Consider the following 16,522-nt stretch of genomic DNA (forward strand, 5'->3'; position numbering starts at 1 on the left):
GGATATCACCTATGGTGTGCGGGCAGGCTCTTTGTGTTGCGGGGCCATAGTGTAACCAGAGCATGGAATCCGCTTCCAGCGGTGTCGGCCTATCCGGGCCACCGTCACCGGGCTCTAAAGGAACGCCGCAATCCTTGTGGGATCAGAACTGAGTGGTCTGTTTGAGCATCTGCGCCGCTGCTGTGTCAGCCGGGCTGACCATCGCATAGTTATAGCCGCTTCCCGACCAGTATTCGGCCTGCAACTCGCCATCGCTGCGACTGCCCCTGGGTAGCAGGAAGTTTTTCGGCCCTGGCGGGCGCACATAGAAACTGATTTTCTGCCCGCCCTGGTTCTCGTAGACCACCATTGCCGCAGGGCCTTGCTCGGTACTCAGCAAACGCCCGCTGGCCGGCTTGAAACCGGCACTCGAGAGGTCGGGCAGGCGATTGGCCCGGGTGAAGTAGCGGTCGAGCCACCCCTGCATGTCTCCGTCGTCGCCGACTTTGTAATCCGCCGGCAGGAGACCTTGCTGGGCAATCAGGCGATACGCCTGCAGGGCATCGGTCATCGGCAGCTGGGGGCTCGCCAGTGTCATCTCCCGCGCTTGCCAACCGCTGAAACCGCCAACGCTGACGGCAATGAGCAACACCGCGGCACTGGCCAGGTGTCGACGGGATTGGCGTTTGAGGCGCTGGCGTATCACGACCGGATCAAGGTCCGGGTTCGAGGGGTGTTGCAAGGCCCCGCCCAAGGCTGCGCGCAGTGCCTGGGTATCCAGCTGCCAGGCGCGCACTTGCGCGGCCGCCTGCGGGTCAGTGGCCAGAAAAGTCTCCACAAGGCGCCGATCGACGTCGCTCAGTTGGTGGTCGACGTAGGCGTGCAGGTCTCGCTCGCTGGGGGGCATGCTGATCATTTGAGTCTCCGCAGGGAAGGGCGGTTGATTTCGCCATCGCTGAGTTGGCGCAGGGCCTGGCGAGCCCGGGACAGGCGGGACATCACGGTGCCGGTGGGGACGTCGAGAATCTCGGCGACCTCTTTGTAACTCAAGCCTTCCACCGACACCCAGAGCAGCAGCGCGCGTTGCTCGGTGGGCAGTCGGTCGAAGGCGTTGAGGGTCGATTGGGCAATCACGGTGCGCTCCACCGAAGGCTGTGAATCATTACGCCCGGTGAAGAATTCGAGCATGCGCGCATAGCGCCGGGAGCGGCGGTGGGCGTCGAGAAACTGCCGATAGAGAATCGAGAACAGCCAGGCGCGCAAGTCACCCTCGGCGCGTTTGCCGGCCCAACTCGAGAGTGCCCGCTCCAGGCTCGCCTGCACCAGGTCGTCAGCACTGCTGGTGTTGCGCGTCAACGACACGGCAAACCGCCGCATTCCGGGAATGATTTCTCTGAGTTGTTCGTCGATATCGTTCATGAAGTTCTGGCAAGTCACTACGCTGGACGGTGGACCAGGAAGACGCCCGGCATTCGAGGTTATTCCACGTCAGAAAAAATAAAAACCGCGCATGGGAATAAACCTGTGTGCGGTTCGTCTGCTTGATTCTTCTCACTTGTGGCCGATGGCCCTGGAGTCTTTCATGGTAGATCGATCATCACCGCCAACCCGGCCACCCTTGAGTGCGGCGAGCCTGACGTTGCGTCTGGCTGGCATTGCCGTGGTCGTTGCCACCGTGGCGGGGGCGTTTGCCTACGTCAACGGCACCTTTGACCCACAGCGCCTGACCCCGAAAAAACTGATCAACGTGCTGGAAACCAACAATGGCGTGCATCCGGGTTTCCGTCGCAACCATTCCAAAGGCGTGTGCGTGATCGGGTATTTCGAGAGCAGTGGCGAGGCGCGCAGCTATTCCGCCGCTCAGGTGTTCAACGAAGCGCGGACGCCGGTGGTCGGGCGTTTCGCCTTGCCGGCCGGCAACCCTTACGCGCCGGACAGCGCCGTTCCGATCCGCAGCATGGCTTTGCGCTTCACCCAGGCCAACGGCCAGCAGTGGCGCACCGGGATGAACAGCATGCCGGTGTTCCCGGTCGGCACGCCCGAGGCGTTCTATCAATTGCAGCAGGCGCAGTCGCCAGACCCGGCCACCGGAAAGCCGAACCCGGCCGCGGTACCGGCGTTTTTCGGTGCGCATCCGGAAGCCGCACCGTTCCTGGCCTGGATCAAGACCGCCAAGCCGTCAGCCAGTTACGTCACGCAGACCTATAACAGCGTCAACGCCTTCTATCTGGTGAGCGCCACCGGACAGCGCCAGGCCGTGCGCTGGAGCATGGTTCCGGTGGCTCAGGATGAACCGGGTGCTGCGGTGCCGCAGGGGAGTGACTTTCTGGAGAAAGACCTGGTTGAGCGTATAACCGCAGGCCCCCTGCGTTGGCAGTTGAACATCATCCTGGCCAATCCCGGCGATCCAGTGAACGACGCCAGCAAAGCCTGGCCCGAAGGACGCAAAGTGTTGAACGCGGGCACCCTGGTGCTGGAAAAAACCCAGCCGCAACTCAATGGCGAATGCCGTGACATCAACTACGATCCGCTGGTTTTACCCGCTGGCATCGAAGGTTCCGACGACCCATTGCTCGCCGCTCGCTCAGCCGGTTACGCCAATTCCTACCTGCGCCGCACCAGCGAAGTCAGCCAGTTGCCCGCCGCCAAACAGGAGACCCGGCAATGAGCACTCAACCGAACCACTTCGCACCCCTGGCGCGTCTGCTGCACTGGCTGATGGCGCTGATGATCATCGCCATGCTGTTTATTGGTGCCGGTATGGTTGCCTCGGTCTCCGAGCGGCATGAATGGCTGATTCATCTGCACAAACCCTTGGGCGTCGCGATCTTGCTGTTGGTGATCGTGCGTCTGGTCGTGCGTTTCTCCACCACGCAACCACCGCTGCCGGCGGACCTGCCGGGTTGGCAGGCGCTGGCGGCCAAGGCCTCGCATGTGTTGCTGTACGCCTTGATGCTGGTCTTGCCGCTGCTGGGCTGGGCGATGATTTCGGCGTCGGGTGAGCCGGTGATGCTCAGCAGCTCGCTGCAGTTGCCATCGATCATGCCGGCGAACGCCCAGCTGTTCGCGTTTTTGCGCAAAGCCCATGGGTACCTGGCGTACCTGCTGTTTCTGACTGTGCTGCTGCATTTGGCGGCGGCGTTGTTTCACGGCTGGGTGCGTCGGGATGATGTGCTCGACAGCATGCTGCGGGGCAAGGATCGCGGCTAGCAGCAATGGAGAAAAAGATCGCCGCCCGTGGCAGGCGGCGATTTTTTGATCTGGAAGGGGGATCAGCGCAGGGTATCGACCATATCCGCAATGGTGGTGAGTACATCCTTGCCCAGCTGCTTCGAGCGTTTGCCCGACCAGCCCGTCAACGGGTTCGGATGATCGTCGTGATCCTTGAACGGCATTTCCAGGGTCAGTGACAGGCAGTCGTACTTCTGACCCACGCTGTTGCAGGCCAGCGTCATGTTGGCCTGACCCGGTTCATCGCGGACATAGCCATACCTGGTCTGGAAATCTTTGGTGGTGTGCTTCAGATGACTGCGGAAGTGCTCCTCGAGCTTTTCGATCCGCGGCGTGTAACCGGGATTGCCTTCGCAACCGGCGGTGAACACGTGAGGGATTTCCTCGTCACCATGCACATCGAGGAAAAGGTCGACGCCGTACGTTTCCATCTGCTGCTGTACGAAAAAGACTTCCGGGCTGATTTCCTGGCTGGCATTCTGCCAGGCGCGGTTCAGGTCCTGGCCCATGGCGTTGGTGCGCAGGTGACCGTGGAAGGCGCCATCCGGGTTCATGTTCGGCACCAGGTACAGGTCGGCGCCGGCCAGCAGTTTGTTCAGCAGCGGGTCGTCGTGCTTTTCCAGGCGTTCGATCACGCCTTCCATGAACCACTCGGCCATGTGCTCGCCCGGATGTTGCTGGGCGATTATCCACACTTTGCGCTGGCCTTCGGCGCCGGTGCCTTTACGTAATAGCTGGATGTCGCGACCTTCGACACTCTTGCCGGTGGCCAGCAGTTTGGTGCCGGCCTTGGTCAGCGCCTGCTCGATCAGCCAGTCGTGGCGACCACGGCTGTAGGGTTCGAAGTACGCGAACCAGGCGTGGGTCTGCTCGGCTTCGAGGCTGAAGCGCAGGCAGTCGCCTTCGAAAATGGTCGGTACGCGGAACCAGTTGACGTGATCGTAGGACGCCACTGCCTGATAGCCGGTCCAGGCCTTGTTATAAGAGGATTGACTGGCATTGTTCAGGCGAAACCAGTGGTCCTGGCCGACATGCAGGCCGCTGGCCTTGAAGTGGAACCATTGGAAATGGTTGCTCTTGGTATCGGGGCGGATCGCCAGCAAGGGCTTGAGCGGGTCGCTGAGGTCGATCACCTGGATGTTGCCGCTGTCGAAGTTGGCACTGATGTCGAGGGAGGATTTAGCCACGGTCGGGTTCCTGATCAAGATTTTTATGGCGGCCACTTTACACGCAAGCGCGGGGCCTTAGGAGCGCAGAAAAATCGTCTCACCCCCCAAGGTGCCTGTTCACTTTGCGACTCAAGGTTTGCCGCGAAGTCCTCCAACCAAGCGTAGCGATCATCCGTGTTACCACCAGCACCGTTTTGAGGCTTTCAGGTGACAGGTTGGGGCATTTCAACTCGTTCCCGTTCGACCTCTTCGGATGTATCCAGCCATCGTGATGGTTGATATCTCAATGCAATCAATTACCTGCAACTGATGCGCTGAATCTGGCACGCAATCTGCTGTATTGGCTTTATGGATAATTGGATACAAAAATACAAAAAAGGTGCACTGATGAAATTCGCCCCTGCCTATACCGAGCGCCAGCCTGTCACTGCTGAGGAGGAGGCTTACAACTTTCTCCTGGAGGCCATTTGCAAAGGACGTTACCGCACCGGCGAACGGCTGATCGCCGAGGACATCGCCGGTGAAATCGGTATGAGCCGCATGCCGGTACGCGAAGCGTTCCGCCGTCTGGATGCCGACGGCCTGGTGACGTTGCGGCCCAATCGCGGCGCCATCGTACGAGGCCTGAACATCGACGAAATGCGTGAAGTGTTCGAGATGCGCAGTGCCCTTGAAGGGCTCGCCATCCGGGTGGCTGTCAGCAAAATGACCGAGCGCCATTTCAGCCATCTGGAGCGTCTGCTCGACGAAATGGACGACTACCGCGAGGACGGTGCCGAGTGGGTCAGTCGTCATCGCGCCTTCCATGAATACCTGTGCAGCCTGAGTGAGCGCCCGCGCCTGATGCGGCAAATTTCGGCGCTGTACTCGGTGATCGAGCCGCACATGCGCCTGTGGCTGCAACACGCCGACAAGCCCCGCAGTGCCCGGGACGAACACGCCTCGATCGTGACCGCGTTGCGTTCCGGTGATCCGGATAAAGCGGCCGCGGTGGTGTGCGAGCACATCGAAGGAACGATTCCGCGCCTGATTCAGTTTCTTGAGGCTCATCAGTAAAGAGAGCCGTCCTGCCTAGCGATTTGCGGTTGTTGTGATTTTGCGTAACCCCGTTACCTCACCTGACTGGAGTATTGCCATGCACAAGCCTTGCGCGTTAGCTGCTGTCCTTTCCTTAAGCCTCTGCTCGCAATGGGCGCTGGCGGCTCCTGAACTTCCCGAACGATTAAGCAAAAGCGAGAAGATCGTCTATTGCTCCGGCATGGATTCGCCACCGCTGGTGTCGTTTGACCTGAAGCAAAAACCGGTAGGGCTCCAGGTGGATATGGGCGAGGCGATTGCCCAGCGCCTGGGTGGCAAGAAAGTCGAATGGCGGATCTCCCCGTTCGCCGGGCTGATCCCGGCGCTGCTGGCGCAACAGTGCGACATGATCGTCGATCAACTATTCGACAAACCCGAACGCCGTGAGGTGATCGACATCGTCAACTTCATGTATTCCAGCCAGTCCATCGTGGTGCCCAAAGGCAATCCGAAATCGGTGAACACGCTGGAAGATTTGTCGGGGCTCAAGGTCGCGGTCAGTAATGGCTCGACCATTCGCGTGCTGCTGGGCAAAGAGAACGAAAAACTTGAAGCGGCCGGCAAGGCACCGATGAAACTGGTGGTCTACAACGTCGACGCCGATGCGTTCCAGGCCTTGCGCATCAACCAGGTGGATGCTTTCGGCACCACGGTCGAGTCTGCCGGCCATTACCAGCAACTGGCCCCTGACCTGTTTCAATCGGCGGTGCCTGCTTTCAACCGCATCCTGACCGGTTTCGGTGTGCGCAAAAGTGATCCGCAATTGACCGTCGCGTTGACCGAAGTCTTGCAAGGCATGCGCGCTGACGGAAGTTACGAAGCGCTCCTCAGTAAATGGCATGTCGGCAGCGACAAACTGGACTGAGGACGAACCTGATGAACTTCAATTGGGATGTGTTCTGGCAATACCTGTTACAGCCAAGTGATGTCTACCTGACGGGGTTGTGGCTGACGTGCCTGATCAGTGTGTCGGCGATGTTGCTCGGCTGTGTGCTGGGGTTGATCGCGGCGTTGATGAAGCTGTCGAGTAACCCGCTGTTGCAATACCCGGTGCGCTTTTATGTGTGGCTGATGCGCGGCACGCCGCTGCTGGTGCAGATCGTGTTTCTGTACACGGCGTTGGCGGCCGGCGGCATTTTCCGCTTCGAAGACCTGGACCTGGGCTGGTTGATTGTGCCAGGCAACATTCAGGCGGCGATCATCGCCCTGGGTCTCAACGAAGGCGCGTACATGGCCGAGATCATTCGGGCCGGCATCGGCGCGGTGGATAAGGGTCAGTACGAAGCCGGGCGGTCCCTGGGCATGACGTTCCCCAGGTTGATGCGTCGTATCGTCCTGCCGCAGGCCTTCCGGGTCATCGTTCCGCCGCTGGGCAACGAGTTCAACGTGATGTTGAAAAACACCACGCTGGTCAGCGTGATCGGCGTGCAGGAGTTGTTGCTCAGCACGCAAATGGTGACCTCGGCGACCTTCCGGGTGTTCGAGTTGTATCTGGTAGTTGCCATTTACTTCCTGGCATTGACCACGCTCTGGGGCTTTTTCCAGCGCTGGCTCGAGGCGCGTTTCGGCCAATCCGATCGTCCGGCTCCGGCCGCCAGCCGCATGTTCGGTCGCAACACCATGAAACTGTTGAGAGGGCGTTGAGATGGCGCACATGAGTGAAGAACTGGTCATCGAAGCGTTGGATATTCACAAGTCGTTCGGTGACCTGGAAATTCTCAAGGGCATTTCGCTGCAAGTGAAACGGGGTGAAGTCGTGGTGTTGATCGGCGCCTCCGGTTCGGGCAAAACCACCTTTATTCGCTGCATCAATTTGCTTGAGGACATTCAGTCCGGGCAAATCCGTGTCAGCGGCCGGCCCATGGGTTACCGCACCCGTGCCGACGGCAGCCTGGCCCGGGACTCGGAGCGCAACATTGCGCGTCAGCGCCGGGACATCGGCATGGTGTTTCAGCGCTTCAATCTGTTCCCGCACATGACGGCCCTGGAAAACATCATCGAGGCGCCCATCCAGGTGCTCGGCGTGCCGCGCGCGGCAGCGGTGGAGCAAGCGCGGGCGTTGCTCAAGCGGGTCGGGCTGGCCGAGAAGGCGAATCACTACCCTTCGATGTTGTCCGGTGGGCAGCAGCAGCGGGTGGCCATCGCCCGGGCACTGGCCATGAAACCCCAGGCGATGTTGTTCGACGAGCCCACCAGTGCCCTTGACCCGGAGACGGTAGGTGAAGTGCTGCAAGTCATGAAGGAACTGGCCGAGGAGGGCATGACCATGGTCGTGGTCACCCACGAAATGGGCTTTGCCCGCGAAGTGGCCGATCGGGTGGTGGTCCTCGATCAAGGCGAACTGATCGAGCAGGGCCCGCCCGAGCAGATCTTCAGCCAACCCCGCCATGCCCGTACCCGGGCGTTCCTCAGCCGCGTGTTGTAGGAGCGAGCCTGCTCGCGATGGACGTTAACGATGAAGCGGGCTACCTGGAAAAACGCAGTGCTCTTGAGTCCATCGCGAGCAGGCTCGCTCCTACAGGCTTTTATGAACATTACTTTTGTGTGAGTCCTGCCATGTTCAAGTTTTCTGCCCATGAGTATCCCTACACCTCACAACGTCAAAGCGTTTTCGCCAAGCGCGGCATGGTCGCCGCCTCTCAGCCACTGGCCGCCGAAGCCGGGATTGAAGTGATGCGTCGCGGTGGCAATGCCATCGATGCGGCCATCGCCACGGCAGCAGCATTGACGGTGGTCGAGCCCACCGGTTGTGGTATTGGCGGTGACGCTTTTGCCTTGGTCTGGACCCAGGACAAACTGCATGGCCTGGCTGCCAACGGCGCCGCCCCGCAAGCCCTGAGCATTGAGGCAGTGAAAGCGGCCGGTCATGAAAAAATGCCGCTGCATGGCTGGACGCCTGTCACTGTTCCTGGCTGCCCGTCGGCCTGGGCGCAATTGTCCCGGCGTTTCGGTCGTCTGCCCTTTGCGGACTTGCTGCAGCCGGCCATCAGTCTGGCGCGGGACGGATTTCCCGTTTCGCCAGTGGTCGCCTTGCAATGGCAATCTGCGCTGGAGGATTTCACTGCGGACCGTAGCGACGTGCTTGAGAGCTGGTTCGAGACCTTCCTGATCGAAGGCCGTGCCCCCCGCGCTGGCGAGCTGTTCCGTAACCCGGCCCAGGCACGGACCTTGAGCGAATTGGCCGCCACTGAGTGTGAAAGTATTTATCGTGGCGCGCTGGCGCAGAGGCTGGATGCGCATTCGCGGGCCACCGGCGGCTATCTGCGCGCCAGTGATTTGCAGGACTACCGCGCCCAGTGGGTTGAGCCGATCAAGGTCAACTATCGTGGTGTCGACGTCTGGGAGATACCTCCGAGCGGTCAGGGACTCGTGGCGTTGATGGCGTTGAAGATTCTCGAGGGCTTTGACTTCGATCATCGCGACAGCCAGCAGACCTGGCATCGTCAACTTGAGGCCATGAAACTCGCCTACAGCGATGGTTTGCACTACATCACCGATCCGGAGCACATGCGGGTGGCGGTGGACGATCTGCTCAGCGACCACTATTGCGCTCATCGCCGGGCGCGGATTGGTGAGCAGGCCGTGGCGCCCGTGCCGGGTGAGCCTCACGCCAGTGGTACGGTCTATCTGGCCACCGCCGATGCGGAGGGCAACATGGTTTCGTTCATCCAGAGCAACTATCACGGCTTTGGCTCCGGCGTGGTGTTGCCCGACAGCGGTATCGCCCTGCAAAACCGCGGTGAAGAGTTCAGCCTTGATCCCGGCCATTCCAATTGCCTGGCGCCTGGTAAAAAGACCTTTCACACCATCATCCCAGGGTTCCTGACAAAAGACGGTGAAGCGATGGGCCCCTTTGGTGTCATGGGCGGCTACATGCAACCGCAAGGGCATGTGCAGATGGTCATGAATCTGGTGGATTTCGGACTCAACCCTCAAGCCGCGCTGGACGCACCGCGTTGGCAATGGTTGGGGGACATGAAGGTGGGTATTGAGCAGGACGCTTCGCGGGATATGGCTGCGGCACTGGCGCGTCGCGGGCACGAGGTTCAGGTGGCGTGCGATCTCACCAGTTACGGGCGTGGGCAAATTATCTTGCGCGATCCTGAAACCGGTGTGTTATGCGGCGGGACAGAGCCACGAACGGACTCACATATAGCGGTGTATTGAAGAACACGAGAGAGGGCAAGGAGTGGGGGGGCGTCCTCCTTGACGCCGCCGCAGCTTAGAGACTGTGCGAGTGATTCTCAAGTGCTATCTGTCGCTGGTTTGAACCAATGATGCCGGGCTTCTCTTGCCAGCTGGAATTCTTTTGATATCATTCGCGCCATCAAATTTGCGGCACCCAAAGACTTCATTAGCCTGAAGCCAAAGCCAGAAAAACTGGCAAATAAAAGACCCGGCCAAAAGCCGGGTCTTTTATTTGGTAATGCATTTATATTTTTTGATTTCATTTCTTAAAGCCTTTCTATTCCCCCCGTTTGTCCCTCCATCGAAAAACCACTCAAGATCGCCTCCTTCAAGCCGATGGAGTAGAGGCGCCAACTGGCTTCAAGCTGTTCATTAACAAGGGGCAAAGTGCTAGCATCGCCGCCGCGAAATGCACCCCGGGCATCAACATGACCGTTGTCTTTCCCAATGTTTTTTTCACCTATCGGACTTTATGCGATTTTTCCTAGATCCCCAGCGAGATATCGATGCAGCGCTGCTACGTTATCGTCGGCTGTTCGGCGTGTTGGCATTGTTCAGCGGGGTGATCAACCTGCTGATGCTGGTCCCGTCCATCTACATGATGCAGGTTTTCGACCGCGTCCTGACCAGTCGCAATGAAACCACGCTGTTGATGCTGAGCCTGATCTTGCTCGGGTTCTTTGCCCTTGGCTGTGTGCTGGAGTGGGTGCGCGGCCAGGTGATGATCAAGATGAGCGCCGGTCTGGACACTCAGTTGGGCGAGCGGGTATTCGATGCGGCGTTCGAGCGTAGCCTGAAGGAGCACAGCTCCAACCCGGCGCAGGTGCTGAGCGATTTGAACAGCATCCGGCAGTTCGTTACCGGTCCGGCATTGATTGCCATCTTCGATGCGCCGTGGCTGCCGATCTATGTCATCGCGACGTTCCTGTTCCATCCCTGGCTTGGGGTGTTCACTGTCATCGGCTCGCTGATCCTTGCCGGGCTGGGCGTCTGGAACGAGCTGACCACCCGCAAAAGCATGAGCGAAGCCAACCGTTTGTCCGTGGCGTCTTCCAGCTATGTGAACAGTACCTTGCAGAACGCCGAGGTGATTCAGGCGATGGGCATGCTCGCGCCCTTGCGCCAGCGCTGGTTCAACGTGCAGCAGCGGGTCATTACCGAGCAGGGCGAGGCCAGTGACCGCAGCTCGCGGATCGCTGCGCTGTCGCGCTTTGTGCGCATGACCTGGCAATCGCTGGCCCTTGGCCTGGGTGCCATCCTGGTGATCGAGAACCAGATTTCCGCCGGGGTGATGATCGCCGTGTCGGTATTGCTGGGACGGGCCATGGCGCCGGCCGAAGCGCTGATCGGTTCGTGGAAGCAAATGGGTAACGCCAAAAGCAGCTACGAACGCTTGAACCGTCTGCTCGGCGAATTCCCCAAAGTCGCGCCAGGCATGCCCCTGCCGGCACCGACCGGGGCCCTTAGCATCGACCGCCTGGTGATCATCCCGCCGGGCATGCACAAGCCCGCGGTCAACGGCGTGACTATCAGCCTGGCCAAGGGCGAAGTATTGGCGATCATCGGTCCGAGCGCGTCGGGCAAGTCTTCCCTGGCGCGCGCCATGGTCGGCATCTGGACCGCCAGGCAGGGCTCGGTACGCCTGGACAGCGCCGAGGTCGGCCAGTGGTCGCGTGCAGACCTCGGCCCGCATCTGGGTTACCTGCCCCAGGATATCGAGCTGTTCGATGGCAGCATCGCCGAAAACATCGCGCGCTTCGGCGAAGTGGACGCAGGCAAGGTCATCGCTGCGGCGCAACTGGCCGGTATCAACGAGATGATCCTGCACTTCCCCAAAGGTTATGACACCTTGCTCGGGACTGGCGGGCTGGGGTTGTCCGGCGGCCAGAAGCAGCGCATCGGCCTGGCCCGCGCGTTGTATGGCCAGCCGGCGCTGGTGGTGCTCGACGAGCCCAACTCCAACCTCGACGATGCCGGTGAAGCGGCGCTGGTGCAGGCCGTGCGCAAGCTCAAGGCCGAAGGCTGCACCGTGGTGCTGGTCACCCACAGGCCGAGCATTCTCGGCGCGGTCGACAAGCTGTTGTTCCTCAAGGACGGCGTACAAACCCTGTTCGGCCCGCGTGACCAGGTGCTCAAGACCCTGGTGCCAGCGGCTGCGGCAAAAGCTGTCGAACCCCGCAATCAAGAAGCCTGAGGCGTCAATGCAAGCCAGTTCGAGCGACATTTCGACCCCCGAGAACAAGCCCGATGCGGATGCCGCGGGCATTGCCAGGATCGGTGTGTGGTTTTTGCTCCTGGGCCTCGGCGGGTTTCTGCTATGGGCCTGCCTGGCGCCGCTTGACCGCGGCGTGGTCGGTAGCGGCACAGTGGTGGTTTCCGGCGAGCGCAAGACCGTGCAGTCGCGCACCGGCGGCACGATCGACAACATCCTGGTACGTGAAGGCGACCGGGTGCAGCAGGGGCAGGTGGTGATGCAACTCAACACCGTCCAGGCCAAGTCGCAACTGGACGTCGCCCTGGGCCAGTGGCTCGGCGCCCGCGCCGTCGAGGATCGGCTGATGGCCGAACGCCTGAACCGCGACGCTGTGCAATGGTCCGCGGCATTGCTGGCCCGCGCCAGCGACCCGCGCGCCGTCGCGGCGATGGAACTGCAAGGCTATCTGTTCGCCACCCGCCGTGCCGAACTGGCCAGCCGCATGCAAATCAGCCGACACGAAATAGCCTCGCTCAAAGAACAGCTCCAGGGCTTCGAAGAGATCAAGCGCAACCACGCCGTACAGCTGCAATTCCAGCAGCAGGCGCTCAAGGGGCTGCGGGAACTGGCCCGTGAAGGTTATCTGCCACGCAACCGGCTGTTCGAAGCGGAAAGCAGTGCGGCGCAGTTGGGCGCCCAATTGGCTTCGAGCATTTCCGATATCGGCCGCACGCGCCAGGCGATCAATGAAAGCGAGCTCAAGGCGCTGCAACAGGGGCAGGTCTTTCGCAGCGACGCCGAGTCGCAATTGACCCAGGTCGTGGCGCAGACATCGAGCCTGATCGACCAGATCAAGTCATTGGAATTCGAAGTCAACAGCGCCGCAATCGTCGCGCCCGTCGCCGGCCAGGTGATGGGCATGACCGTGCACACCGTCGGCGGCGTCGCACCAGCGGGCCAGCGCCTGATGGACATTGTCCCGCAAGGCTCCAGCTGGGTGGTCAAGGCGCAATTCCCGCCGATGATGGCCGACCGGCTCAAGCCGGAGCTGCCGGTCGATTTGCGTTTCGGTTCGCTGCAACGGGTCCACACCCCGGTGATCGTCGGCAAGGTGCTCACGGTGTCGGCCGACCAGTTGATCGACGAACACAGCGGTACGCCCTACTTCTCGGTGGAGGTCTCGGTCAGCCCCGAGGCGATCATCCATCTGCGCGAGCTGGGCCTGGATGTCAAGCCAGGCATGCAGGCCGAAGTACTGGTCAAGACCGGCGAACGCACCCTTGCCAACTACTTGATGCAGCCGGTGACCGAGCGTATGGCCGGCGCTTTCAAGGAAGAATGACTGTGTCCGTACGTATCGCCTTACTACTCTGCGTGTTCTGCTCGTGCCGGCTGCTGGCGGCTGAAGCGCCGTTGTCACTGGTCGCCCTCTACGACGCCTCGCGACTCAACGATGCGACCTACCAGGTTGCCAACCATGACTACGAGGCATCGCGCCAGGAAGAGGCTATCGGCCGCAGCGGTTTGCTGCCGCAAGTCGCCATCAACTCACGCTACGGCCATGGCGGCCAGTTCGAACACCAGTCCTCGGCCAATAGCCAGAGCGATCAGTTTGCTTCCGACAGCATTGCCCTGTCGGTTATCCAGCCGCTGTTCGACAAAGGCCGCTGGGCCTCCTACGAACAGGCCAAGGCGCGTGGGCAGCTGGGCGGAGTCCAGCACGAAGGCGCCGACCAGGAGCTGTTCGATCGCGTGGTGCAGGCCTATTTCGATCTCGCCCAGGTGGAAAACGAACTCAAGCTGACGACCCAGCAGAAAGCCTCGGTCGAAGAACTGGCCAAGCAATCCCGGCGCCTGTTCGAAGCCGGTGAAGGCAGCATCACCGACCTTGAAGAGGCGCAAGCCCGGCTCGATTCGATCCGCGCCTTGGAAATCCAGTTGCAGGCTCAGCATCGCGCGGCCCTGCGCAAGCTGGCGGGCCGCGCCGGGATTGCCGTCAGCGAGATTCCGCAGATGCAGGAGCAGGCACCGGCCGCCGCCTTGCTTGCCCCCGAGCAGGACCTCGACTACTGGCTGATCAAGGCCGACCAGACCGCGTCTGCACTGGGCATCAGCCGTGCTTCGATCAAAGTGGCTGAAGCCAACCTCAAGCTGCAGAAGGCCGGGCACTACCCGACCGTGGCGCTGAGCGGCCGGCTGGCACGGGTCGGCCAGAGCGACCTCAATGAAACGTCCCAGCGCCAGTCGACATATTACCTGGGCGTCGTCATCGATATCCCGCTGTACCAGGGCGGCGGGGTCAGCGCTTCTTCCGAAAAGGCCCGTGCTGCCCTGGAGAGTGCCCGGTCCGGCTATGAGGTCCAGCTCCAGCAAATGAACGAGGACCTTGAGCTCAACTACCTGGGGGTGGTGGCGGGCTTCGAGAAGATCAAGGCCCTGGTGACCGCCGTGCGCTCCAGCCAGACCGCCCTGAAATCCGCGGAAAAAGGCTATGAGGCCGGCGTGCGCTCGACGGTCGACATCCTCGATGCCCAACAGCGCCTGTACTCCTCCAAGCGTGACCTGCTCGATACCAAGCTGGCGATGCTGCAAAGCTATGTCAACCTGCACACCCACACCGGCCAGATGACCCGCAACGAGTTGGAAAAGGTCCAGGGGTTGTTCTGACCAACCGATCAACTGTAGGAGCGAGCTTGCTCGCGATGGTCGTTAACGATAACGCGTGTTAACTGACTAAACGCGGCGCTCTCAAGTCCATCGCGAGCAAGCTCGCTCCTACAGGTCCATCGCGAGCTCGCTCCTACACCCGGCCAGGCGCCACACTGCTGATCGCGTCCTCGAAATCCCTGACGAAGCGTGGTGTGTCGAACAGCGCCGAGTGCTCGCGACCCTGGTGCAGACGCTCACGCAAGCCGGGCAACAGATCCGCCCGGGTCGCCAGTTCGACGGCACGCTCTTCGTACTCGGCCAGCGTGGTGGTGATCAGCTCCGGCAGGTCCAGCGCAGTCAGCAGGCTGCCGGCCATGCGCGAGGCAAAAGTGCGGCCCGAGCGGGTCAGTACCGGCAGGCCCATCCACAGGGCATCGTTGGCCGTGGTCCCGGCGTTGAACGGATATGCGTCGAGGAACAGATCCGCGGCACTGTAGCGGGCCAGGTATTGCGCCGGTGCGACCCGCGGGGCGAACAGCAGGCGTGCCGGGTTCACGCCATGTGCCTGGGCCCTGGCGCAGAGGTTTTCCTGGGCCCAGGGGTTGTCGGCCAGCAGCCACAACACACTGTCGGGGGCGCGCTGCAGGATACGCATCCAGCAGTCGAACACTTCTTCGTTGAACTTGTAGTTGTTGTTGAACGAGCAAAACACGAAACGCTCTTGCGGCAAGCCGCACTCGGCGCGGGTCGGCAACGCCGCAACGGGTCGCTGGCGGTCGCTGCACTGGTAGATCTGCGCCAGGTACAGCGGTGTTTCGCTGTAGTACGCCTTCTCGCTGTCGGGGATCAGGTAGCGATCGGCGATCACATAATCGATGCCCGGCAGCCCGGTCGACCCGGGAAAACCCAGGTAGGTCATCTGCACCGCGGCCGGGCGGTAAGCCGGAATGTCCGGACGGGCCCCGGACGTCAGCCCATGCAGGTCGATGAGGATGTCGATCTCATGGTTGCGGATGCATTGCGCGGCAGCGGCATCATCCATGGCGTCGATGCGCACGAAGTGATCCATTGCCTGCCTGACCCGCTCGCGCAGGGCCGAGCCGTCTTCGCGGCTCCAGCAAAAACCGTACACCTCAAAGCGCTGCCGATCGATCAGTTCGAACAGCTCCACCGTCAGCAACGACACCGCATGCAGGCAGAAGTCCGAAGACAGGAAGCCGATGCGCAACTTCTGGTGGCCATAGCCTGCGGTCGAAGCCAGGGCAGGGACCCGGACATTGACCCGTTCCTTGACGAAGTGCACCGCGGCGGCCAGTTGCAGGCCGGGGTCATCGCTGCCGGCGAGCAGTGCCAATGGCGAGGACGCCTTGAACAGGTCGCCACGGGTCAAGCCTGCCGGCGGCTCATAGACCGGCCAGACGCATTGTTTCTGGCGCAAGTGCACCCAGTGCTGAATCACCTTGGGTTGATTCGGGTCGGCTTCCAGGCTGGTGCGCAGGATGGCTTCGGATTTCTGCAACTGCCGGGTTTCCTCCAGCAGGCGGCCCAGGTTGTTGCAGGTCATCAGGTACAGCTCGCGGCTTTGCGTGGCGTCGACCAGGCGATCATCGAGCATCGACTGCCAGATGGCCAGGGCCTCCTGCGGTTTGTGCTGACGCTCCAGCAGCGTCCCCAGGTTGAACCACGCCTGGGCGAACTCCGGGTTCTGGGCAATGGCGGCGCGATAGGCTGCCTCTGCGGCCTCGATCTGCCCCAGTTGCGACAGCGTGGTCCCCAGGTTGAACTGGATAATGTAATTGACCGACGAATGGCAGTGCTGCAGCCAGCGCTGGTAGAGCGCAGCGACATCTTTGACGCGCTGCGCGCCATTGAGCCGGTCTGCGGTTGCGAGCAACTTCATCGGTTCCAGCGCGATACCCTCGGCCAGCTGCAGGGCTGCGGCCAGCACGACATCGAGGTCCGGGCTCTCAAGATTCTGTCTAAGCATTTGCGCGAAGATCTCTTCCAATAAAAAAATACCGAGCTCTTTCGAGCC

15 protein-coding genes are annotated in these 16,522 nt (G+C 61.1%); 10 read left to right on the forward strand and 5 right to left on the reverse strand.

Features of this window, described 5'->3' with window-relative positions:
- Positions 1 to 142: 142 nt before the first annotated feature.
- Both AC07W4_RS13525 and AC07W4_RS13530 read right to left on the reverse strand, forming a co-directional pair.
- Positions 143 to 895, reverse strand: coding sequence for an anti-sigma factor family protein (locus AC07W4_RS13525; protein WP_495032772.1), 753 nt, complete (start codon positions 893 to 895; stop codon positions 143 to 145).
- Positions 892 to 1,398 (reverse strand): sigma-70 family RNA polymerase sigma factor, encoded by a 507-nt coding sequence (locus tag AC07W4_RS13530; RefSeq protein ID WP_495032773.1) that lies wholly within the window; start codon positions 1,396 to 1,398, stop codon positions 892 to 894. The genes AC07W4_RS13525 and AC07W4_RS13530 overlap by 4 nt, the downstream gene beginning before the upstream one ends.
- A 163-nt stretch (positions 1,399 to 1,561) precedes the next feature.
- Here AC07W4_RS13530 and AC07W4_RS13535 point away from each other — a divergent pair, with 163 nt between their 5' ends.
- Positions 1,562 to 2,647 (forward strand): catalase family peroxidase, encoded by a 1,086-nt coding sequence (locus AC07W4_RS13535; RefSeq protein WP_495032774.1) that lies wholly within the window; start codon positions 1,562 to 1,564, stop codon positions 2,645 to 2,647.
- Complete coding sequence (locus AC07W4_RS13540) at positions 2,644 to 3,189, forward strand: cytochrome b (RefSeq protein WP_495032775.1); 546 nt, start codon at positions 2,644 to 2,646, stop codon at positions 3,187 to 3,189. Before AC07W4_RS13535 ends, AC07W4_RS13540 begins: the two co-directional genes overlap by 4 nt.
- Before the next feature lie 62 nt (positions 3,190 to 3,251).
- Here AC07W4_RS13540 and AC07W4_RS13545 read toward each other — a convergent pair whose 3' ends face one another.
- Positions 3,252 to 4,397, reverse strand: coding sequence for a M14 family metallopeptidase (locus tag AC07W4_RS13545; RefSeq protein WP_495032776.1), 1,146 nt, complete (start codon positions 4,395 to 4,397; stop codon positions 3,252 to 3,254).
- Positions 4,398 to 4,766: 369 nt separating this feature from the next.
- Here AC07W4_RS13545 and AC07W4_RS13550 point away from each other — a divergent pair, with 369 nt between their 5' ends.
- From AC07W4_RS13550 to AC07W4_RS13570, 5 genes are all read left to right on the forward strand, one after another.
- Positions 4,767 to 5,435 carry a GntR family transcriptional regulator gene (locus AC07W4_RS13550; RefSeq protein WP_008051141.1) on the forward strand — a complete coding sequence of 223 codons (669 nt, stop codon included), beginning with the start codon at positions 4,767 to 4,769 and terminating at the stop codon, positions 5,433 to 5,435.
- Between the two features lie 79 nt (positions 5,436 to 5,514).
- A complete protein-coding gene (locus AC07W4_RS13555; RefSeq protein ID WP_495032777.1) occupies positions 5,515 to 6,321 on the forward strand; it encodes an ABC transporter substrate-binding protein in 807 nt (268 codons plus the stop codon).
- Between the two features lie 11 nt (positions 6,322 to 6,332).
- Positions 6,333 to 7,100 (forward strand): amino acid ABC transporter permease, encoded by a 768-nt coding sequence (locus tag AC07W4_RS13560; RefSeq protein WP_495032778.1) that lies wholly within the window; start codon positions 6,333 to 6,335, stop codon positions 7,098 to 7,100.
- A gap of 1 nt (position 7,101) precedes the next feature.
- On the forward strand, positions 7,102 to 7,881 hold the full coding sequence (locus tag AC07W4_RS13565) for an amino acid ABC transporter ATP-binding protein (protein WP_495032779.1): 780 nt from the start codon (positions 7,102 to 7,104) through the stop codon (positions 7,879 to 7,881).
- 131 nt (positions 7,882 to 8,012) lie between these two features.
- Positions 8,013 to 9,623 carry a gamma-glutamyltransferase family protein gene (locus AC07W4_RS13570; protein ID WP_032829736.1) on the forward strand — a complete coding sequence of 537 codons (1,611 nt, stop codon included), beginning with the start codon at positions 8,013 to 8,015 and terminating at the stop codon, positions 9,621 to 9,623.
- 77 nt (positions 9,624 to 9,700) lie between these two features.
- Here AC07W4_RS13570 and AC07W4_RS13575 read toward each other — a convergent pair whose 3' ends face one another.
- Positions 9,701 to 9,907 (reverse strand): hypothetical protein, encoded by a 207-nt coding sequence (locus AC07W4_RS13575; RefSeq protein ID WP_157222730.1) that lies wholly within the window; start codon positions 9,905 to 9,907, stop codon positions 9,701 to 9,703.
- A gap of 209 nt (positions 9,908 to 10,116) precedes the next feature.
- Between AC07W4_RS13575 and AC07W4_RS13580 the strand changes: the two genes are divergently transcribed.
- From AC07W4_RS13580 to AC07W4_RS13590, 3 genes are read left to right on the forward strand one after another with little or no spacing between them, the layout of a single operon-like run.
- Positions 10,117 to 11,838 carry a type I secretion system permease/ATPase gene (locus AC07W4_RS13580; protein ID WP_495032780.1) on the forward strand — a complete coding sequence of 574 codons (1,722 nt, stop codon included), beginning with the start codon at positions 10,117 to 10,119 and terminating at the stop codon, positions 11,836 to 11,838.
- 7 nt (positions 11,839 to 11,845) lie between these two features.
- Positions 11,846 to 13,180 carry an HlyD family type I secretion periplasmic adaptor subunit gene (locus AC07W4_RS13585; RefSeq protein WP_495032781.1) on the forward strand — a complete coding sequence of 445 codons (1,335 nt, stop codon included), beginning with the start codon at positions 11,846 to 11,848 and terminating at the stop codon, positions 13,178 to 13,180.
- Entirely contained in the window at positions 13,177 to 14,505 is a 1,329-nt protein-coding gene (locus AC07W4_RS13590; protein WP_495032782.1) for a TolC family outer membrane protein, read from the forward strand. Before AC07W4_RS13585 ends, AC07W4_RS13590 begins: the two co-directional genes overlap by 4 nt.
- A 133-nt stretch (positions 14,506 to 14,638) precedes the next feature.
- Here the strand turns inward: AC07W4_RS13590 and AC07W4_RS13595 are convergent, their stop codons facing one another.
- Complete coding sequence (locus AC07W4_RS13595) at positions 14,639 to 16,474, reverse strand: O-linked N-acetylglucosamine transferase, SPINDLY family protein (protein WP_495032783.1); 1,836 nt, start codon at positions 16,472 to 16,474, stop codon at positions 14,639 to 14,641.
- Between the last annotated feature and the right edge of the window lie 48 nt (positions 16,475 to 16,522).

The sequence above is a fragment of the Pseudomonas sp. GW821-FHT02A08 genome, from assembly GCF_059422045.1.

What these genes read in the sequence shown, in the direction of transcription:
- AC07W4_RS13540 (WP_495032775.1), top strand. Translation starts at nt 2,644, where the DNA reads ATGAGCACTCAACCGAACCACTTCGCACCCCTGGCGCGTCTGCTGCAC.
- AC07W4_RS13530 (WP_495032773.1), bottom strand. Translation starts at nt 1,398, where the DNA reads ATGAACGATATCGACGAACAACTCAGAGAAATCATTCCCGGAATGCGG.
- AC07W4_RS13590 (WP_495032782.1), top strand. Translation starts at nt 13,177, where the DNA reads ATGACTGTGTCCGTACGTATCGCCTTACTACTCTGCGTGTTCTGCTCG.
- AC07W4_RS13595 (WP_495032783.1), bottom strand. Translation starts at nt 16,474, where the DNA reads ATGCTTAGACAGAATCTTGAGAGCCCGGACCTCGATGTCGTGCTGGCC.
- AC07W4_RS13525 (WP_495032772.1), bottom strand. Translation starts at nt 895, where the DNA reads ATGATCAGCATGCCCCCCAGCGAGCGAGACCTGCACGCCTACGTCGAC.
- AC07W4_RS13580 (WP_495032780.1), top strand. Translation starts at nt 10,117, where the DNA reads ATGCGATTTTTCCTAGATCCCCAGCGAGATATCGATGCAGCGCTGCTA.
- AC07W4_RS13555 (WP_495032777.1), top strand. Translation starts at nt 5,515, where the DNA reads ATGCACAAGCCTTGCGCGTTAGCTGCTGTCCTTTCCTTAAGCCTCTGC.
- AC07W4_RS13550 (WP_008051141.1), top strand. Translation starts at nt 4,767, where the DNA reads ATGAAATTCGCCCCTGCCTATACCGAGCGCCAGCCTGTCACTGCTGAG.
- AC07W4_RS13565 (WP_495032779.1), top strand. Translation starts at nt 7,102, where the DNA reads ATGGCGCACATGAGTGAAGAACTGGTCATCGAAGCGTTGGATATTCAC.
- AC07W4_RS13570 (WP_032829736.1), top strand. Translation starts at nt 8,013, where the DNA reads ATGTTCAAGTTTTCTGCCCATGAGTATCCCTACACCTCACAACGTCAA.
- AC07W4_RS13585 (WP_495032781.1), top strand. Translation starts at nt 11,846, where the DNA reads ATGCAAGCCAGTTCGAGCGACATTTCGACCCCCGAGAACAAGCCCGAT.
- AC07W4_RS13535 (WP_495032774.1), top strand. Translation starts at nt 1,562, where the DNA reads ATGGTAGATCGATCATCACCGCCAACCCGGCCACCCTTGAGTGCGGCG.
- AC07W4_RS13575 (WP_157222730.1), bottom strand. Translation starts at nt 9,907, where the DNA reads ATGAAATCAAAAAATATAAATGCATTACCAAATAAAAGACCCGGCTTT.
- AC07W4_RS13560 (WP_495032778.1), top strand. Translation starts at nt 6,333, where the DNA reads ATGAACTTCAATTGGGATGTGTTCTGGCAATACCTGTTACAGCCAAGT.